Origin of the sequence: Rhodanobacter sp. Root480 (assembly GCF_001426645.1) — a bacterium.
Taxonomy (GTDB): domain Bacteria; phylum Pseudomonadota; class Gammaproteobacteria; order Xanthomonadales; family Rhodanobacteraceae; genus Rhodanobacter; species Rhodanobacter ginsenosidimutans.
Genome location: NZ_LMEX01000001.1, coordinates 945,521 through 964,271, shown reverse-complemented (window position 1 = coordinate 964,271; position 18,751 = coordinate 945,521). Strand labels below are relative to the sequence as shown.

Genomic DNA, 18,751 nt, shown 5'->3' with positions numbered 1-18,751 from the left:
CGTTGCTGCCAGCTGCTGCCTGGATGTGACCCGACTTTGCTTTCACTGGATCAAGATGGCAATCAAGAAATCCGAGCTCTATTCCTCCCTTTGGGCCAGTTGCGACGCCTTGCGCGGCGGCATGGATGCCAGCCAGTACAAGGATTACGTGCTGGTGCTGCTGTTCATCAAGTACATCAGCGACAAGTACGCGGGCGTGCCGTTTGCGCCGATTACCGTGCCGCCGGGCGCCAGCTTCAAGGACATGGTGGCGCTCAAGGGCAAGAGCGACATCGGCGACCAGATCAACAAGAAGATCATCGCGCCGCTGAAGGAAGCCAACCGGCTGTCCGAGATGCCGGACTTCAACGACGCCAGCAAGCTCGGCAGCGGCAAGGAGATGGTCGACAAGCTCACCGACCTGATCGGCATCTTCCAGAACAAGGCACTGGATTTCTCCAAGAACCGTGCCGAAGGCGACGACATCCTCGGCGACGCCTACGAATACCTGATGCGCCACTTCGCCACCGAGAGCGGCAAGAGCAAGGGCCAGTTCTACACGCCGGCCGAAGTCAGCCGCATCATGGCGCAGGTGCTGGGCATCCGCGCGGCGAAAACCAGCAACGCCACCACCGTGTATGACCCGACATGTGGGTCGGGATCGCTGCTTTTGAAGGTGGCCGACGAGGCGCGCACCAAGCTGACCATCTACGGTCAGGAAAAGGACGCCACCACCGCCGGCCTGGCGCGCATGAACATGATCCTGCACGACAACGCCGAGGCGCATGTCGTGCAGGGCAATACGCTCACCGACCCGAAGTTCATGGACAAGGGCGTGCTGCGCACGTTCGATTACGTGGTCGCCAATCCGCCGTTCTCCGACAAACGCTGGAGCACCGGCCTCGATCCGGAGCACGACTCGCACGAGCGCTTCGCCGGCTTCGGCGTGCCGCCGGCCAAGCAGGGCGACTATGCCTACCTGCTGCACATCGTGCGTTCGCTCAAGAGTACCGGGCAGGGCGCGTGTATCCTGCCGCACGGCGTACTGTTCCGCGGCAATGCCGAGGCGGTGATCCGCCGCAACCTGGTGCGCAAGGGCTACATCAAGGGCATCATCGGCTTGCCGGCCAACCTGTTCTACGGCACCGGCATCCCGGCCTGCATCGTGTTGATCGACAAGCGCGACGCACATGCCCGCAAGGGCATCTTCATGATCGACGCCAGCGCCGGCTTCATGAAGGACGGCCCGAAGAACCGCCTGCGCTCGCGCGACGTGCACCACATCGTCGACGCGTTCAACCGCCGGCTGGAGATTCCCAAATACTCGCGCATGGTGCCGTTCGACGAGATCGAGAAGAACGACTACAACCTCAACCTGCCGCGCTACATCGACAGCCAGCAGGCCGAAGACCGGCAGGACATCGAGGGTCACCTCAAGGGCGGCATCCCGGTCGCCGACGTCGACGCCCTGCAGCGTTACTGGCAGGTCTGCCCGGATCTGCGCAAGGCGCTGTTCCAGCCAAACCGCGCCGGCTATGTCGACCTGGCGGTGGACAAGGCCGCGATCAAGTCCACCATCTACGAACACCCGCAGTTTGCCGCCTTCATCGAGGGCATGAACGCGTACTTCGCCAGCTGGCGCCAGCGCAGCGCCGCCACGCTCAAGGCGCTCGCTGCCGGGTGCCATCCCAAGGACGTAATCGCCGGCTTGTCCGAAAGCCTGCTGGCGCACTACACCGGCCAGCCGCTGGTCAACGCCTACGACGTCTACCAGCACCTGATGAACTACTGGGCCGAGACGATGCAGGACGACCTGTACCTGATCGCCGCCGATGGCTGGAAGGCCAACACCTATCGCGTGATCGAGCAGAAAAAGAACAAGGACGGCAAGGTCATCAAGGAGGTCATCAAGGGCTGGGCCTGCGACCTGCTGCCGAAGTCGCTGATTGTGGCGCGCTACTTCGCCGCCGAGCAGGCCGCCATCGAGCAGCTGGCTGCGGATGCCGAAGCCACCGAGGCGCAGCTGACCGAGCTGGAAGAGGAGCAGGGCGGCGAGGACGCGGCGTTCTCCGGCTTCGACAAGATCAACAAGGCGGCGGTGAAAGAGCGGCTGGACGAGATCGGTGACGACCGCGAGGCGAAAGACGAAATCGCCGTACTCAATCGCTGGCAGAAACTGGATCGCGAGAAGTCGGCGTTGAAGAAGCAGCTCAAGGAGGCCGAAGCGGCGCTGGATGCGGCGGCCTATGCAAAGTATCCAGAGCTTTCCGAGGCAGAGATCAAGACGCTGGCGGTGGACGACAAGTGGCTGGATGCGCTGGATGCGGCCGTACACGGTGAGATGGAGCGGATCAGCCAGGGGCTGACGCGGCGCGTGCGGGAGTTGGCTGAGCGGTACGAAACGGATTTGTCGCAGCTGGCGGATCGAGTTGCCGAACTGCAGTCCAGGGTGGATCGCCATCTGGAACGGATGGGCTTTGCATGGACGTGAGGGAAGCCAGTGCGAGTTATTCGGGATTGACTGAGCTGCCGGGCGGTGCGGTGTCGCTTGGATACAAACAGACGGAAGTGGGGCTGATTCCTGAGGATTGGCAGTTTGCTACTTTGCTTTCACTAGCTGGTTCTAGCAAAGATCGTTTCGATGACGGTGACTGGATTGAGGCAGAATTTCTCGCTCCCGCGGGTATTCGGTTGATCCAAACGGGAAACCTCGGAATCGGCCGGTTCGTCGATAAGGAGACGAAGAAGTACATTTCCGAAGCGTCGTTTGAGAAACTCCGGTGTAAGGATGTGCTCCAAGGCGATTTGCTTGTTTGCAGACTTGCTGAACCAGCAGGCAGGGCTTGTATCGTCCCGTCGCTAGATGACGCGCGTGCGATCACTGCCGTTGATGTGACAATTTTTCGGCCTGTTCCGGCTATTGCAGATAAGTACTTCCTGCTGCAGTACTTTTGTACAAGTCAATGGTTTTCGGCGGTCAGTGATCGATGTGGTGGTTCCACACGCTCACGTATTGCGCGCGGCACGTTAGGACAGATCGAGGTACCAATTCCGCCGACACTAGCCGAGCAACAAGCCATCGCCGAGGCCTTGAGCGATGCGGATGCGCTGATCGAATCGCTGGAACAGCTCATCGCCAAGAAGCGCCAGATCAAGCAAGGCACCATGCAGGCCTTGCTCACCGGCAAGCAGCGCCTGCCGGGATTTGCCAGTGACTGGGTGGCGAATTCGCTAGGTGACCTTTCGAGCATTCGTGGTGGCGGCACGCCCAGCACGACTCAATCCCAATTTTGGGATGGCGATATTCTGTGGTGCACGCCGACGGATATCACTGGCCTAAAGGGTAAAAAGTACCTGAGTGACACGAACCGAAAGATCACGGCGCAGGGCCTGCAATCCAGTTCAGCCGAGCTGATACCGGCGAACTCAATCGTGATGACGTCGCGCGCAACAATCGGCGAATGTGCGATCAACGTAACTACCGTCGCGACTAATCAAGGCTTCAAGAATTTCATTCCGTTCGATGAGGTTGATGTGGAGTTCTTGTACTACCTGTTGCTGATGCAGACAGAGGGCTTCATACGCCTATGTGCCGGCAGCACGTTTCTGGAGATTGGCAAGACACAGCTCGCTTCGTTCGAGGTGCTGGCTCCGCCAACGAAGGCAGAACAAACCGCCATCGCCACTGTGCTGTCAGACATGGACACCGAGCTCGCCGAACTCGAAACCCGCCTCGCCAAGACCCACCAGCTCAAGCAAGGCATGATGCAGGAGCTGCTGACCGGAAGGATTCGCCTGGTTCGGCCGGCATCGTCGGTCGTCCCACTGCCGAAGAAAAATGAATCCCAAGCTGCCACGACCAAAAAGCACAATCCGCAGATCAATGAAGCGGTAGTGATCGCTGCGCTGACCAGACATTTCGGCTCTGAAGACTGGCCGCTTGCTCGTGTGCGCCGCACGAAGCTGGCCTATCTGCTGCATCGCCATGCCGAAGGGCAGGCTGTCGGCTTTCTCAAGAAGGCTGCCGGTCCGTATGATCCCAGCATTCGCTACAAGGGGCCGGAGGGCATCGCGCTGAAGAAGGGCTATGTCCGGACACGCCACAACGGCAAATACGAAGGATTCGTGGTTTCGGAAAATATCGCCGAGGCCGAGGCCTATTTCGAGAAGTGGTATGGCGCCGATGTGATGGCCTGGCTTGAGCAGTTCCACATGCGGAAGACGGAAGAGCTGGAGTTGTTGACGACCGTGGACATGGCCGTGGAAGACCTGCGGCGCGAAGGCAAGTCGATCAGTGCGGGGGCGGTGAAGCAGTTGATCCACGACCATCCGGAGTGGAAACCGAAGCTTGATCGAGTGGCTTTTTCCGACGCCGGCATCGCCGGCGCCTTGGCGGAATGCCAAGCCCTGTTCGCGTCATAGGTGAGGGTGCCTCATCATGTTGACGATGGCTGGGCACTTCGCCAAGTGTTGGTCGGTGTGCCCTGAGTCCGTCTTTTGCACTTGGCGTCGCTGAGGATTCCACTTGACGAAATGTGCCGGTAAAGATAGTTCTTGGATTAAAGTTTCATAAACCCATGTTTTTATTGGCTACTGTGCGGTAAATTAAAGATCCTCTGAGCTGCACTTACGGATATCTCCGCGCATGGCTCGCTTTGTTCACCACGATCTCCGTTTGCTGAATCCCTCGTTCAGCTCGCCCTTGCTGGATGTGCTGACGGAGCTGGAGCATCTGCGCCGGCTGGAGTTGCGGGGCACCACGCCGGTGCCCGTGTTCATGCAACTGAAGGCGGTGTTCCACCTGCTGGAGAGCCTGGCGTCAGCGCGGATCGAGGGCAACCACACCACGCTGGCCGACTATGTCGAGCGCAAGGTGACGGGTGCCGGGAATGGCGATGACGAGGCCCACGAGATCGGCAACATCGAAGAGGCGATGCGCGAGGTGGAGCAGGCCATCGCGCCGGACGCCGTCATCAGCGAGCATTTCATTCGCCAGTTGCACAGCATGACCGTGGAAGGTCTGCTGCGCGAAGGTGACCGCACACCGGGTGCCTGGCGCACCGGCGGAGTGAAGATTGCTCAGGCGGATCATCATCCTCCCGAGGCCATCAACGTACCTGCCTACATGCAGGAGCTGGTGGACTTCATCAACCGCGATGATCCGCCGAAGTACGGTCTGATGAAGGTGGCACTGGCCCATCACCGATTTACCTGGGTCCATCCCTTCAGCAACGGCAACGGCCGGGTAGTGCGGCTGCTCACTTATGCGTTGCTGATCAAGTATGGTTTCCGGGTGCAGACCGGTGGCCGCGTGCTGAATCCAGCCGCAGTGTTCTGCACTGATCGCGAGCGCTATTACACAATGCTGGCGCGTGCCGACGAAGGCTCCGACGAGGGGCTGGAGGACTGGTGCACCTATGTGCTGTCCGGTGTGCTGGAGGAGTTGCGCAAGGTGGACAACCTTGCCGACTACGCCTATCTGACCCGCGAGATCCTGTTGCCTGCGCTGAACCTTGCACGCGAACGGCAGTGGATCACCGCCCAGGAAGAGGCGGTGCTCGCACTGACTGCCCGCAAGGGGGTGGTGAAAGCGGCCGATCTTTCCGAGGCGATGCCACGGCTCAACGCTGCCCAGCGCACCTACCAGATCCGAAAGATGGTCCAGGGCGGCATGCTGCAGCCGGTGCAGCCGGGTGCGCGGCAGTACGTATTGGGCTTCATGAACAACTACCTGTTGCGCGGAGTGATTCAGGCGCTGACAGCATCAGGTTTCGTTCCGGCCAGCGTCAGTGCGCCACCGGTGCCTGCGAAAAACGTTTGACAGGGGGCAGCATGGACGACATCAGCAAGCCGGAGCGGGCGACGCAGCGTCGCGTGATCGCGCTGTTCCGCGACGAGCTGGGTTACGACTATCTCGGTGACTGGGGCGACCGCGAGAACAACCGCCAAGTCGAGGATGGTTTGCTGACGGACTGGCTGACCCTCCGGGGCCACAACCCGGCGCAGATCAGCATTGCCCTGCACAAACTGCACACCGAAGCCGACAACCCTACGCGCACGCTGTACGAGAACAACCACGCGGTGTACCAGTTGCTGCGCTACGGCGTGCCGGTGCAGACCCAGGCTGGGCGCCCGCACGAGACTGTCCAGTTCATCGACTGGGGCGACGCCGCGGCCAACGACTTTGCCATCGCCGAGGAAGTCACGTTGCGCGGCGGTTTCGAACGGCGGCCCGATCTGGTGCTCTACGTCAACGGCATCGCCGTGGCGGTGATCGAGCTGAAGAACAGCCGGGTCAGCATCGGCGATGGCATCCGCCAGCTGCTGTCCAATCAGCAGCCGGCGTTCAACGCGTGGTTCTTCAGCACGGTGCAGTTGGTGTTTGCCGGCAGCGATTCAGAAGGCCTGCAATACGGCACCATCGCCACGCCGGAGAAGTTCTTCCTGAAATGGAAGGAAGACGATGCTGACGACAGCCGATACAAGCTGGACAAGTACCTGCTGAAGATGTGCATCAAGGGTCGGCTGATCGAGCTGATGCGTGATTTCGTGCTGTTCGATGGCGGCATCAAGAAGGTGCCGCGGGTGCACCAGTACTTCGGCATCAAGGCAGCGCAGCAGCATGCCCATGAGCTTAAGGGCGGCATCATCTGGCACACCCAGGGCAGCGGCAAGAGCATCGTGATGGTGCTGCTGGCCCGCTGGCTGCTGCAGGACAACCCGTACGCCCGGGTGGTGGTGATCACCGACCGCGACGAGCTGGACAAGCAGATCGAGCGGGTGTTCGGCGATGCCGGCGAGAAAATTTACCGCACCCACAGTGGCCGCGACCTGATGCGCCAGCTGGGTCAGACGTCGCCCCGGCTGCTGTGTTCGCTGGTGCACAAGTTCGGGCTGGGGGCGCGCGGCAAGAAGGACAAGGAGTTCGAGGCCTTTCTGCAAGAACTGCAGTCGCAGCCCAGCCCGACGGTGGGCGAGCTGTTCGTGTTTGTCGACGAGTGCCATCGCACGCAGAGCGGTCGGTTGCACAAGGTAATGAAGGCCCTGATGCCCAGCGCGGTGTTCATCGGCTTTACCGGCACGCCCTTGCTGAAGGAGGACAAGGCGACCAGCCTGGAAGTGTTCGGTGGCTACATCCACACCTACAAGTTCAGCGAGGCGGTGGCGGACGAGGTGGTGCTGGACCTGGTCTACGAGGCTCGCGACATCGACCAGCAGCTTGGTTCGCCCGAGCGCATCGACCAGTGGTTCGAGGCCAAGACGAAAGGCCTCAATGACTGGCAGAAGGACGAGCTGAAGAAGACCTGGGGCACGCTGCAACGCGTGCTGAGTTCGCGTTCGCGAATGGAGCGGGTGGTCGAGGACGTGGTGTTCGACTTCAGCGTGAAGCCGCGACTGTCCAGCGAGCGCGGCAACGCGATCCTGGTGGCGCGCAGCATTCTCGATGCCTGCCGTTACTTCAGTTTGTTCCAGAAGACTCCGCTCAAGGGCCGCTGCGCAGTGGTGACCTCCTACAACCCGCAAGCGCGGGACGTGACGCTGGAGGAGACCGGCGCCAATACGGATACCGACAAGCAGTTCATCTACAACACCTACATCGACTTGCTGGAACCTGTGCAGCCCCTGCCGGGCAAGAGCAAGACCGAAGCCTACGAGGACTGGGCCAAGAAGCTATTCGTCGAGGAGCCGGCGCACATGCGCTTGCTGATCGTGGTGGACAAGCTGCTGACCGGCTTCGATGCGCCGCCGTGCACCTATCTGTACATCGACAAGGCGATGCAGGATCACGGCCTGTTCCAGGCGATCTGCCGCACCAATCGGCTGGACGGCGACGACAAGGATTTTGGCTACATCGTCGACTACAAGGATCTGTTCAAGAAACTGGTGAACGAAAAGGGTACCGGCGCCCTGCAGGTGTATTCCTCCGAGCTGGATCACAGCGACGACGACGTCGATCCCGCGGTGATGATGCAGGACCGGCTGGAGAAGGGCCGCGAACGGCTGGACGATGCACTGGAGGCGCTGGTGCTGCTGTGCGAACCGGTCGAGCCGCCCAAGGCCGAGCGGGACTACATCCGCTATTTCTGCGGCAACACCGAGATTGCCAGCCACCTCAAGGAGCGTGAGCCGCGCCGCGTGGCACTGTACAAGGCCGCCGTGGCCTTGCTGCGCGCCTACGGCAACCTCGCCGATGACCTGGCGGGCGCAGGCTACAGCGGCATCGACGTTGCGCGAATCAAGGGTGATGTCAGGCGTTACACGGACCTGCGCGAAGTGATTCGCCGGGCCAGCGGCGAAACGCTGGACCTGAAACCGTACGAGGCGGACATGCGCCACCTTATCGACACCTACATCGAGGCGAAGGCACCGCGAAAAATTTCCCCGTTCGACGATATCGGCCTGCTGGAACTGATCGCCCGCAGCGGCATGGCTGATGCCATCAGTCAACTGCCCGACGGCATCAAGGGCAGCAAGGATGCGATTGCCGAGACGATCGAGAACAACGTGCGCAGCAAGATCATCCAGGAGCATCTGAACAACCCCGCCTACTACGCTCGTATGTCGGCGCTGCTGGACGAGGTGATCAAGTTCCGCAAGGAACAGGCGGACAAGTACGAGGAGTATCTGAAGAAGATCGCCGACCTCGTGGGCAGGGTGCAGGCTGGCCATGAAGACACCACACCCGAGCCGTTGAAGCGCAGCGCCGGGCTGCGGGCGATCTACGACAATCTGGTGGTGCCGCCGCCGCGGACCACGGTGAACCTGCAGGACGAGGCCGGCCCGTTGCCACTGCCGGATCCGAAGTTGAAGCTGGCGCTGGATATCGATGACGCCGTCAAGCGTGAGCGACACGCCAGCTGGCGCGGCAACGCCGCCCGCGAGAACCACATCAAGCGCGAGGCGTTGATGCCCTTGCTCAAGGACGTGGCCGAGGTGGAGCGCATCTTCGAGATCATCAAGCAACAGCCGGAATACTGATGGTCACGCGGCTTGATCTGGGCAGCATCAGCGTGGATGTGGTGCGCAAGGACATCAAGAACATCCATCTTGGTGTCTATCCGCCCACCGGCAAGGTACGCATTGCCGCGCCCGCATGGATGGAGCTGGACGCCATCCGCCTGTTCGCCATCAACAAACTGGCCTGGATCAGGCAGCAGCAGAAGAAGCTGCGTGAACAGATGCGTGAAACGCCGCGCGAATACCTGGAACGCGAAAGCCATTACGTATGGGGTCGGCGCTACCTGCTACGCATCGTCGAGCGTGACGCCGCGCCTTCGATCGAGCTGACCCATCGACACCTCAAACTGCAGGTTCGCCGCGGGGCCGATGTGGCGAAACGCGAAGCCGTGCTGGCCGACTGGTATCGCGCCCAGCTGAAGCAGGCCGTACCGGCACTGCTTGCCAAGTGGGAACCGATTATCGGCGTGCGTGTCGAGCGCCTCTACGTGCAACACATGAAAACGAAGTGGGGCAGCTGCAACACCACCGCACGCAATATCCGGCTGAATACCGAGCTGGCGAAGAAGCCTCCGGAATGCCTCGAATACATCGTGGTGCACGAACTGGTCCATCTGCGCGAACCGACCCACAACGCGCATTTCGTGGCGCTGATGGATCGTTGGATGCCGCACTGGCGTGATTGCCGCGACATGCTGAACCGGTTGCCGGTGCGTAACGAGCACTGGGATTACTGAAGCCGGTTCTCGAAAATTGGGGTAAGGGCACTTTCTCAAGATGAGGTTTAGAAGTCGTCGCTGACCTGATTTCTGAATTGTCGCTATGCCCTCATGACGGCCACCATCCATCAATCCAATCCCGCCCCCATGAATCGTCTTGCCGCTGTCTTGCCCTGGCTGCTGGTTTTCATCCTGCTCGATCTCTACGTCAACCTGGTGCCGCGGGTGGTGGGTTTCGCGTTGCCGGTCTGGCTGGTGTACGTGGCGGGCTTCTTCCTGTTGGCGTACGTGCTTTGTCGTTTCGGGCTGGGCATCGTCAGGATGCAGACGGTGGGGCTGGGTCGTTCACCCGGCTGGCTGTCCTCGCTGGGCTTGGGCTTCGCCATCGGCTTTGGCGTCTGGGCGCTGAAGAACCTGCTGTACTTCGGCATGGGCAAGTTCGAGGTGGTGGGTTGGCGCGACTGGAGTTTTGTCCTGCCGATGCTGGGGCAGGCGCTGGTCGGGATGTTGCTTGCCTCGGCGATCAACGACCTGATGATTCGCGGCTACGGGCTGGCCTTTTGCCGCCGCTTCAACCTGATGGCGTGGTACCTGCTGATCACCACCGCGGTGTATGCGCTGGACGACAGCTGGAACGAGGGGATCGACCCGTTCAACCTGCTGTTCTCCGCCGTTCTCGGCGTGTCCCTGGCTTACACCGTGCTCAAGACGGGCGCGATCTGGATGAGCATCGGCATCCATTGGGGCGGCAACATGTGCTTTCGCGTCATGGCCGGCTTCGACGGGCAGGGCGTGGTTCGCCTTGAGCATGTGGTCGAAGGCGCGCGTTTTGAATATGCGGGCCTGGCTGTTACCGCACTGATGTTTCCGCTGGTGGTGTTGGTGCTTCGACGGTTCGAGGTGCGAAGGGTTGGAGTTCCCGATTCTTCAACCTGTTGAAGCGGATTTCTTCATTCCGCCTCCGCAACCACCCGCTCCGAATGCCCGACCCAAAAGCGGATGCCCGCACCCCCGTGCCACCATCCGCCGTAAGCCCGGCCATCACTGCCATCCCGAACGGTGGCAGCCGCGCCCCGCCTTCCGGAGAAAAGCTGTCGAGGACAGTATCGCGAGCCACGCGAATCAGGCGTATCGTTCGTGGACGGCACCGACTCAGGGGTGAGGCGCCGCCCATGCACTGGAACGCTGCGCCGATGCGCGTGCCACGATGCAGCGCGATGGAATCATCGAAGCATCCCCGGCGAATTCCAAACCATGCGAGGGTTCCACACATGTCACGTTTCGATTTTCTCCGCGGCGCGTTCGGCGCGGGTCTGGGAGTGGCGGTTGCCTGCGTATCGCTGCCTGTATCCGCCGACACGCCGGTTGCCGTGACCTTTGCGCCAAACAGTGTGTGGGCTCAGGAAATCGGCAGTCTTGACCGTTCCAACAAGTCGGTCGATTACACGGTCGCCGGTGTGGCGGGCAAGACGTTCAAACTCAATCTCCTCACCCGCAGCCCGAACGTGCAGCTCAAGGTGAAGGACCAGAACCGCAGAAAACCGGTCCTGGATTCGCAGAAGACTGGCGAAACCACCTGGACAACGGTCAACCCGACGGACACGACGTATACGATCCAGGTTTATATCGACCCTGCCGCGGTGCCCACCGGTGAGACCGTGAAATACGCGCTGCAAATCGGGCAATACGGTGTCGAAGACTTTCAGGCGCCGACGACTGCCGTGACGTTCGAGCCCAACAAACCATGGGCGGTGCAAAGCTGGGTCCTGGGGGCCGACGCTACGTCGCACAACTTCAGCGTGGCCATCGCGGCTGACATGACCGTCAAGGTCAATCTCATCTCCAGCAACGCCCAGGTGCACTTCAAGGTGGATGACCAGACGCATGGCAAGCCGCTGGTCGACACGGCGACGTCCGGGGCCAAGACGTGGTCGCAGTCCGTTGGGGCTGCGACGACTTACAGGATTCAGGTGTACGTTGATCCTGCGGCGGTGGCATCAGGCCAAAAAGCACAGTTCACCCTGCAGGTCGGGCAGTACGCTTCCGGGGACACCCGCTCCGAGAAGCTCGCCAGCGCGAGCAGTGCCGCGTCGCCAGCGGGCTCGGTGGTTCCTGAAAGCGATCACTGAGAAGCGGGCGCGGCTCGCGTTTGGTAACGCATCAGGCATCGGGTTCGCGACCAGATTCATGTCAGCGGTGTAGCCGGCTTGGGTAGAACTACTCGCACAAGCAAACCATGCGGCTCGACCGGCAACAGGTGGATGTTGCCGCCATGGCCATGGATGACGTCGCGCGCGATCGCCAGGCCGAGGCCGGTGCCGCCGGTCGTACGGTTGCGCGATCCCTCCAGGCGCTGGAACGGGGCAAAGGCGCGCTCGATCTGTTCGGGCGCGATGCCCGGTCCATCGTCGATGACGGCGATGACGATGGAATCGGCTTTGTCATCCAGTTCGACCGTGACATGCCCGGCGTACTTGCAGCCGTTCTCGATGAGATTGGCCAGCGCCCGGCGCATGGCTACCGGTTGGCAGGGAAGCTGTGCGTGGTCAGGCCCAAGATAGTCGACCCATCCCCCGGCGTCGCATGCGTTGTCGCACAGGCTGATCAGCAATGCCGCCATATCCACCCGGCTGTGTGCCTCGGACTTGGCTTCGCCACCGGCGAATGCCAGGGTGCTGTTGATCATCGCGTCCATCTCGGCGATGTCGGAAAGAAGTTGCCGCTGCTGCGTCTGGTCGTCAACGTATTCGGCAAACAGGCGCAGCCGCGTGAGCGGCGTGCGCAGGTCGTGCGCGATGGCCGCCAGCATGTGGGTACGCTCGTCGACAAACTGCTTCAGGCGCAGCTGCATTTCGTTGAAAGTCCGTGCAATCGCGGCGTATTCGGGGATGGCTATCTCGGCGATAAAGGTGGGCTTGCGCTCCCTCCCCAGGCGTTCGGCGGCCTCGGTCAACCGCTTCAATGGCTGAACCAGCCGGCGTGCCAGCCAGAACGACAGACCGCCGATAAACAACAGCGTGACGATGATGATCGCGATGTTCCTGAAGCGGCGTGTGGCCTCTTTCTCATCCAGATGCTGCGAAACCACCAGCCAGCGCGAGTTGCCCATATCGATCGCGATGCGGAAGCTGCGCAACACCGCAATGTCCGATTGCATGCGATTGCGCGCAACGTCGACCAGGCGCGTCGGCAGGCTGGCAGCCAGCACGACCAGGGTGCCGGTCTCAAGGTCGATATCGGTGGATGTGGTTTCCGCGCTGGCCTGGATCCTGGCCGGATCGACATCGATTTTCTGCGCGATATCCCGGACAACCGACGTCAGCAGACTGGATGACTTTCCAGGCATCGGCGCGGGGACATGGTGGCGGGTCGGCGGGAGCACTCCGCCGGCAGGCCTGGGCGCGCTGGTGTCTGCTTTCGAATCGCCCGGCTCGATATGAAAACTCAACCACCCTGCAGAGGCGAGCGCATCGAGCTTTTCCTGCTGTTTTTCAGCCGGTGTGTCGCGCGCCACACGAATGGCCTCTGCCGTGCGCTCGGATAACCACTGCTGGTCGATGAGAATGAAGCTCGGTGGCGGCACCAGTCGCTTCAGCATGTTCTGGAACAATTCGATCGACACCTGCGACAGCAGGATCACGATCACGATGCGCGACGTCAGCCCGAATCGGTGATGCCAGCGAAATCTCATGCTGTCTGACGGCTATCTTCGGTGCAGACGTCGGCAGCGAAGAAATAGCCGCCGTTGCGCACTGTCTTGATCAGTGCCGGGTCAAGCGGGTGGGTTTCGACCTTGCGCCGCAGCCGGCTGATTTGCACATCGATGCTGCGGTCGAACGGATTGCTGTTGCGTCCTCGCGCCAGGTCCATCAGCCGATCGCGACTCAGTACTTGTTGCGGATGTTCCACGAAGGCCAGCAGGAGATCGAATTCACCGCTGGTCAGATCGGTAAGCATGCCGGTGGGCGAAGTCAGGCTGCGATGACTGACATTGAGTGTCCAGTCGGCGAATCGATAGACCGGCCGCTTGCTCTGTGCCTGATCCGGCTTGACGTAGGTCCGACGCAACACCGCGCGGATGCGGGCCATCAGTTCACTAGGATTGAAGGGCTTGACGATGTAGTCGTCGGCGCCCAGTTCCAGGCCGACCACGCGATCGGCCTCACCGTCCATGGCCGTCAGCAGGATGACCGGAACGGGCCGCTCCGCATCCTGCAATTGCCGGCAAAGGGACAAGCCGCTCTCGCCAGGCAGCATCACGTCCAGCACGATGAGGTCGGCAGGCTCGCGGCGCATGGCATCGAGCATCTGAACCCCGTCGCCTGCCGCTGTGACGTACATGCCGTGGTCAGTGAGGAAGCGGGCCAGCATGGCACGTATCCGCTGGTCGTCGTCGACGATCAGCACGTGTGGTTGATGAGGGGAGGAGGCACTGGATTTCATGGCCGGACGATAACGCAGTCCAGCGGCCTGCGGTTCGGCTGAAACAAATTGAAACGATCTGCAAGACCGGTGCAATCGCCCATGGCCGGCAGCCTCTTAGAGTTCACGGCTCCCCACCCCCAGGATGCCTGCCCGTGATGAAGCTGATGACCTTGTTCCTGCGCGCGACCCCCAAGACATGTGCAACGGGGGTGGCGATGCTGATGATGACCACCCCGGCCTTCGCCCAGTCCGCCTCACAGGCTACGCAGGAAAGCGACTGGAAAGTGGTGGCCGGCATCGGTGTCCTGCGCACGCCGATCTTCCCCGGCGCAGCCAAAAGCGAGCTTCGACCCGCGCCCTATCTTTCGATCAACTATCGCGACCGTTTTTTCGTGCGTGGCCCCGCCATCGGCGTGAACCTGTTTCATTTCGGCGAGGACGATCGCTTTCGGCTGGGCGTGGTGACACGCTTTACGCCGGAAGCCCAGTGGGATGAGTCGGACGATCGCGCATTGCACGGCCTGGGCAAGACCAGTGGCGGCATCGATGCGGGCGTGTTCGGCAGCTATCGGGGGAAGTCATGGTTCGCCGAACTTGCTGCCACCCGCGGTGCTGTCCTCAGAAAGGAGCAGGGTGAAAAGAACACGCGCAGCAGCGGTACCGCGGTCCAGTTCGGATTTGGCTATACCACGAGCTTTACGCCGAATCTTCGCTGGACGGCACAGGCAAGCACCCAGTGGGCGGACGCGACCCGTACGCGTACCTATTTCGGTGTCTCGGACGCGCAGTCGCTGGCCACGGGGTTGCAGGCCTATCAGCCCAAAGCCGGCATCACCAGCTATGGCGTAACGACGACGTTGAACTACGCTTTCGGCAAGCGCTGGACGATTATTGGCCTGGCCAAGTACGAGCGACTGGCCGGCGACGCCAAGAACAGTCCCATCGTCACCGGCTACGGCAGGACGAACCAGTTCTACACTGGTGTGTTTCTGGGGTATCGATTCTGATGCCGGGCCATAAGCGCGGAGATATCGGACGCCCCGGCTGGGTGCGGCGCCTGAAAGGGTTGTACGGAAGCCTCGGCAAACCATCTCGCACGCCGCTATCGCAAAGTCCCGTTGCTGGATGGAACGACCTGGCGTCTTTCATGCTGTTGGCAAGACTGACACTCGACAGTGGGGCTACGGAACCGGCCCGCAGGGTGTGCGAGGAACGCATCCTGCGCGATGCGCGACGGCTTGCGTCTGTAGGATTCTTCGATCTCTTTGCCGTACGTTCCGCGCCTCTGCGCGCCATGCTCGAAGGCGAGGGCGTGATCGAACGACGGTGAAGAGGCTGCTGGCGCACCCCGTATCCAGGGAGAACGACGACAGCCCACGCGTCAGTGACCTCGACGAGGAAACGCACCAAGCCGAGATAAAGATGTCGGGAAAAATTTCTACCGACAGGTCGCTTCGCTAGCGTGATTGATCGCTATGGACGGCCAAGCTGAAAAGCAGCGGAGCGCATGTCCGACCCGGCGTCGGCCGTCAGCCCCGCCATCACCGCCATCTGGAACGGCCGCAACCGCGCACCCACCCGCAATGCCAGCTTGCGCGCCACCCGCGCCGGCCGTCGGTCGTCGGTGTACAAACCGGCCAGCATCTGCGTGGCCAGATACAACGGGTGGGTGGCCAGGCGGTGTTTGCGTTCGTAGCGGCGCAGGAGTTCGCGGCTGTGGATCGGTTGCCCGGCGGCAACGGCGGCGCGCAGTTCGCGTGCCAGGGTGGCCTGGCCGAGCAGGCCGAAGTTGAAGCCGTGGGCGGTGACGGGGTGCATGCCGACGGCGGCGTCGCCGATCAGGGCGAAGCGTCCGGCCACGAAGCGTTTGGCGTACACGCCGACGAGTGGGTAGCTGCAACGCGGGCCGGCTATACGCATGGCGCCCAGGCGTTGCTGGAAGCGGGAGGCCATCGCCGTTTCCAGCGCTGTGTCGTCCAGTGCCAGCAGGGCCTGCATTTCCTGCGGCGGCAGGGTCAGCACCACCGAGGAGGTGTGGGGATCGTGCAGCGGCAGCAGGGCCAGGGTCTGGCCGACACCGAACCATTCCCACGCCACCTGGTCGTGCGCCACGTCGTGTTGCATGCGCAGCACCAGCATGGTTTTGCCGAAGTCGTGCATGCTTGCCGGGATACCCATGGCGCGGCGGGTTTCGGAGAAGCGGCTGTCCGCGGCGACCACGAGTTGGGTGTGCAGGATGTCGCCGGTATTCAACTCGACCTGGGCGCCGTCGCTGGCGGTGCGCACGGCGGTTACCTGCACGCCGGTGATGCGCTCGGACTCGGGCTGCTCCATCACTTCGGCATACGCCGCGCGGCGGATCGCGTGATTGGACAGCAGCCAACCCAACTGTGATTTGCCGGTCTCGTCGTGGCGGAACATCAAACCGTCGTGGTCGTCGCCATCGATCACCATGGCGTCGCGCAAGGTGCCGATCTCGTTGTCGTGCAGCCGTGCCCACAGGCCCAACTCGCGCATCAGGCGCTGCGAGTGATGGGTGATCGCGATTTCACGGCCGTCGTCGGCCGGTGCGACCAGTGCCGCCTCCGGCTGCCGCTCGACCAGCGCGATGCGCAAGCCACTGCCCGCCAGCGAGCGGGCGAAACACAGTCCGGCAGGGCCGGCGCCGATGATCACGATATCGAACGACATGGGCAGGGTGCTCCGATTGAGTCGCTGCAAGCTACCGTTTGCCACGCCCGCATGTGTTGACCCTGGTCAGGGGAGCGGCGAGGTGGCTTGTTTCAATTGCCGCAGTCTGCGCGGCTTGCCTCCATCGGCTCGGAGTACGTGTGGCTTCGCGATCATGCAACCTGTTCGCGGTGGTTGTTGGTGCGTGCGTCTGGCACGAACAAGCGCAACCGGCAGCAGGCATCACGCGCTTGGCTCATTGCGCATGCCTCGAATGGTCACATAAGAAATGCAAATTAGCTTGCATCTAATGTGGGTGAAATATAATTTAATTGGCATGTCAAAGCGTACGCCGCCAACTCATCCGCAAGCACGCCGGCAGGTTGTGGCGTTGGGTAAGCGCCTGCGCGCGGCGCGGCTGCGCCGCAGGATGACTCAGCCGATGCTTGCCGAACGGGTGGGTATCAGCGTGCCGACCCTGGGCAAGCTGGAGGCGGGCGACCCGAGCACCAGCCTGGCCACGATGTTGCGGGTACTCACGGTGCTGGGCATGGCGGCGGATATCGATTTGCTCGCCGCGCAGGACACCCTGGGCCGCGACCTGCAGGACAACGCATTGAAGCGCCCGTCGCCCAAGTCGCCACGCGTGGCGGCGCGCAGCGGGAAGCCGGAATGAACGAGGTCGAGGTGTGGCTCGACGATGACAGCCTGGGCCTGCCTGTCCGGGTGGGGCAGCTCACTCGTAGCGCCAGCAAAACCGGCGACACCGTACGTTTCGATTACGCGGACGCGTGGTTGAGCCAGACCACGCCGTACGCCAGCTTTGCGCTGGACCACGAACTGCCGCTTGCCGGTGGCGCGTTGTATGCGCATGCCGGCGCCGACCAGCTCTCCGGCTGTTTCCAGGATGCCTCGCCGGATCGCTGGGGCAAGCTGTTGGTGGAGCGGCGCGAAGCGATCGAGTCGCGCGAGCAAGGGCGCCCGTTGCGGCTGCTGCGCGGTTGGGATTTCCTGCTTGGGGTCAACGATGAATCGCGTATGGGAGCGTTGCGCCTGCGCGACCCGATCAGTGGCGAGCATGTCGACGCACGCGACCCGAGCGCGCCGCCGATCACGGCGCTGCGCAAGTTGGAAGCCGCCGCCGGGCGGGTCGAAAGCGGCGATGACGAGCAGGTCGACAAGTGGATCAGGCAACTCATCGCACCGGGCGCATCGCTGGGTGGCGCGCGGCCCAAGGCCAGCTTCCGCGATACCGATGGCAGCCTGTGGCTGGCCAAATTTCCGGCGATGGACGACCGCCGCGACGTGGGTCACTGGGAGTACCTCACCTGGCAGCTGGCGTGCGACGCCGGCATCGAGATGCCACCCGCACGCGCGCTGAAGTTGTCCGGCCGGGGTCACACCTTCGCCGTCCAGCGCTTTGACCGCACGCCCGGTTCGCGTCGCCTCTACAGCTCGGCGATGACGCGCCTGGCGCGCGGCGACAGCGATGGTGCGAGCTATCTGGACATCGTCGAGGTGATCGAACGCGAGGGCTCCAGCACTCGGATCGCCGACCAGCTTGCGCAGTTGTTTCGCCGGGTACTGTTCAACATCCTCATCGGCAACCGCGACGACCATCTGCGCAATCACGGCTTCTTGCGCGACGGAAACGGCTGGGTGCTTTCGCCCGCCTTCGACGTCAACCCCAACGCCGACCGGGGCGTGCACGTGCTGAGCATCGACGGTAGCGATGCGTCACCTGATGCGAGCTTGCTGCTGGCCAGTGCCGAGTTCTACCGTCTGCGACCCGGCGCGGCGGAAGCGATTGCGCGGCAAGTGCGTGACGTGGTGCGCGGTTGGGAAACGCGGGCCAAGGCCCTGGGTTTGCGCAAGGGCGAGATCGCGTTGATGCGTCAGGTTATCGATGCGGAGCGGTGAGGTGATAGCCGGTTGACGGCGGCTATCAGCGTTCTCTGTCCCCCAGTCCTGCGCAAACAGAAATCCAGTTCCTTGCGATC

General features: G+C 62.2%; 13 protein-coding genes. 10 read left to right on the top strand and 3 right to left on the bottom strand.

Features of this window, described 5'->3' with window-relative positions; translation table 11 throughout:
• Positions 1-55 precede the first annotated feature (55 nt).
• From ASD22_RS04560 to ASD22_RS04530, 7 genes are all read left to right on the top strand, one after another.
• Positions 56-2,470, top strand: a complete 2,415-nt coding sequence (locus ASD22_RS04560; protein ID WP_056079474.1) for a type I restriction-modification system subunit M — start codon at positions 56-58, stop codon at positions 2,468-2,470.
• On the top strand, positions 2,461-4,401 hold the full coding sequence (locus tag ASD22_RS04555) for a restriction endonuclease subunit S (protein ID WP_082520118.1): 1,941 nt from the start codon (positions 2,461-2,463) through the stop codon (positions 4,399-4,401). Before ASD22_RS04560 ends, ASD22_RS04555 begins: the two co-directional genes overlap by 10 nt.
• A 223-nt stretch (positions 4,402-4,624) precedes the next feature.
• Positions 4,625-5,800, top strand: a complete 1,176-nt coding sequence (locus tag ASD22_RS04550; protein WP_056079468.1) for a Fic family protein — start codon at positions 4,625-4,627, stop codon at positions 5,798-5,800.
• A gap of 11 nt (positions 5,801-5,811) precedes the next feature.
• Positions 5,812-8,958: an HsdR family type I site-specific deoxyribonuclease gene (locus tag ASD22_RS04545; protein ID WP_056079465.1), complete on the top strand. Its 3,147-nt coding sequence runs from the start codon at positions 5,812-5,814 to the stop codon at positions 8,956-8,958.
• The gene (locus tag ASD22_RS04540; protein ID WP_056079463.1) at positions 8,958-9,674 is read left to right on the top strand and encodes a SprT family zinc-dependent metalloprotease; all 717 of its coding nucleotides are present in this window, start codon (positions 8,958-8,960) and stop codon (positions 9,672-9,674) included. Before ASD22_RS04545 ends, ASD22_RS04540 begins: the two co-directional genes overlap by 1 nt.
• A gap of 129 nt (positions 9,675-9,803) precedes the next feature.
• Positions 9,804-10,595, top strand: a complete 792-nt coding sequence (locus tag ASD22_RS04535) for a CPBP family intramembrane glutamic endopeptidase (protein ID WP_056080961.1) — start codon at positions 9,804-9,806, stop codon at positions 10,593-10,595.
• 332 nt (positions 10,596-10,927) lie between these two features.
• Complete coding sequence (locus tag ASD22_RS04530) at positions 10,928-11,785, top strand: hypothetical protein (protein WP_056079460.1); 858 nt, start codon at positions 10,928-10,930, stop codon at positions 11,783-11,785.
• 56 nt (positions 11,786-11,841) lie between these two features.
• Here the strand turns inward: ASD22_RS04530 and ASD22_RS04525 are convergent, their stop codons facing one another.
• Together ASD22_RS04525 and ASD22_RS04520 are read right to left on the bottom strand one after the other, a co-directional pair.
• Complete coding sequence (locus ASD22_RS04525; RefSeq protein ID WP_082520117.1) at positions 11,842-13,347, bottom strand: ATP-binding protein; 1,506 nt, start codon at positions 13,345-13,347, stop codon at positions 11,842-11,844.
• The gene (locus ASD22_RS04520; protein ID WP_056079454.1) at positions 13,344-14,099 is read right to left on the bottom strand and encodes a response regulator; all 756 of its coding nucleotides are present in this window, start codon (positions 14,097-14,099) and stop codon (positions 13,344-13,346) included. The genes ASD22_RS04525 and ASD22_RS04520 overlap by 4 nt, the downstream gene beginning before the upstream one ends.
• Positions 14,100-14,236: 137 nt before the next feature.
• On the opposite strand from ASD22_RS04520, the gene ASD22_RS04515 reads away from it, so the two are divergent.
• On the top strand, positions 14,237-15,088 hold the full coding sequence (locus tag ASD22_RS04515) for a MipA/OmpV family protein (RefSeq protein ID WP_056079452.1): 852 nt from the start codon (positions 14,237-14,239) through the stop codon (positions 15,086-15,088).
• A 466-nt stretch (positions 15,089-15,554) separates the two neighbouring features.
• On the opposite strand, the gene ubiM is transcribed toward ASD22_RS04515, so the two are convergent.
• Positions 15,555-16,772: a 5-demethoxyubiquinol-8 5-hydroxylase UbiM gene (ubiM, locus tag ASD22_RS04510; protein WP_056079449.1), complete on the bottom strand. Its 1,218-nt coding sequence runs from the start codon at positions 16,770-16,772 to the stop codon at positions 15,555-15,557.
• A 268-nt stretch (positions 16,773-17,040) separates the two neighbouring features.
• Here ubiM and ASD22_RS04505 point away from each other — a divergent pair, with 268 nt between their 5' ends.
• A complete protein-coding gene (locus ASD22_RS04505) occupies positions 17,041-17,427 on the top strand; it encodes a helix-turn-helix transcriptional regulator (protein WP_343123420.1) in 387 nt (128 codons plus the stop codon).
• Entirely contained in the window at positions 17,424-18,671 is a 1,248-nt protein-coding gene (locus ASD22_RS04500) for a HipA domain-containing protein (protein ID WP_056079444.1), read from the top strand. Before ASD22_RS04505 ends, ASD22_RS04500 begins: the two co-directional genes overlap by 4 nt.
• Positions 18,672-18,751: the final 80 nt, after the last annotated feature.

Bases quoted from the DNA above. Each gene is read 5' to 3' on its own strand.
- ASD22_RS04560 (WP_056079474.1), top strand. From the start codon at position 56: ATGGCAATCAAGAAATCCGAGCTCTATTCCTCCCTTTGGGCCAGTTGC.
- ASD22_RS04555 (WP_082520118.1), top strand. From the start codon at position 2,461: ATGGACGTGAGGGAAGCCAGTGCGAGTTATTCGGGATTGACTGAGCTG.
- ASD22_RS04550 (WP_056079468.1), top strand. From the start codon at position 4,625: ATGGCTCGCTTTGTTCACCACGATCTCCGTTTGCTGAATCCCTCGTTC.
- ASD22_RS04545 (WP_056079465.1), top strand. From the start codon at position 5,812: ATGGACGACATCAGCAAGCCGGAGCGGGCGACGCAGCGTCGCGTGATC.
- ASD22_RS04540 (WP_056079463.1), top strand. From the start codon at position 8,958: ATGGTCACGCGGCTTGATCTGGGCAGCATCAGCGTGGATGTGGTGCGC.
- ASD22_RS04535 (WP_056080961.1), top strand. From the start codon at position 9,804: ATGAATCGTCTTGCCGCTGTCTTGCCCTGGCTGCTGGTTTTCATCCTG.
- ASD22_RS04530 (WP_056079460.1), top strand. From the start codon at position 10,928: ATGTCACGTTTCGATTTTCTCCGCGGCGCGTTCGGCGCGGGTCTGGGA.
- ASD22_RS04525 (WP_082520117.1), bottom strand. From the start codon at position 13,347: ATGAGATTTCGCTGGCATCACCGATTCGGGCTGACGTCGCGCATCGTG.
- ASD22_RS04520 (WP_056079454.1), bottom strand. From the start codon at position 14,099: ATGAAATCCAGTGCCTCCTCCCCTCATCAACCACACGTGCTGATCGTC.
- ASD22_RS04515 (WP_056079452.1), top strand. From the start codon at position 14,237: ATGAAGCTGATGACCTTGTTCCTGCGCGCGACCCCCAAGACATGTGCA.
- ubiM (WP_056079449.1), bottom strand. From the start codon at position 16,772: ATGTCGTTCGATATCGTGATCATCGGCGCCGGCCCTGCCGGACTGTGT.
- ASD22_RS04505 (WP_343123420.1), top strand. From the start codon at position 17,041: ATGCAAATTAGCTTGCATCTAATGTGGGTGAAATATAATTTAATTGGC.
- ASD22_RS04500 (WP_056079444.1), top strand. From the start codon at position 17,424: ATGAACGAGGTCGAGGTGTGGCTCGACGATGACAGCCTGGGCCTGCCT.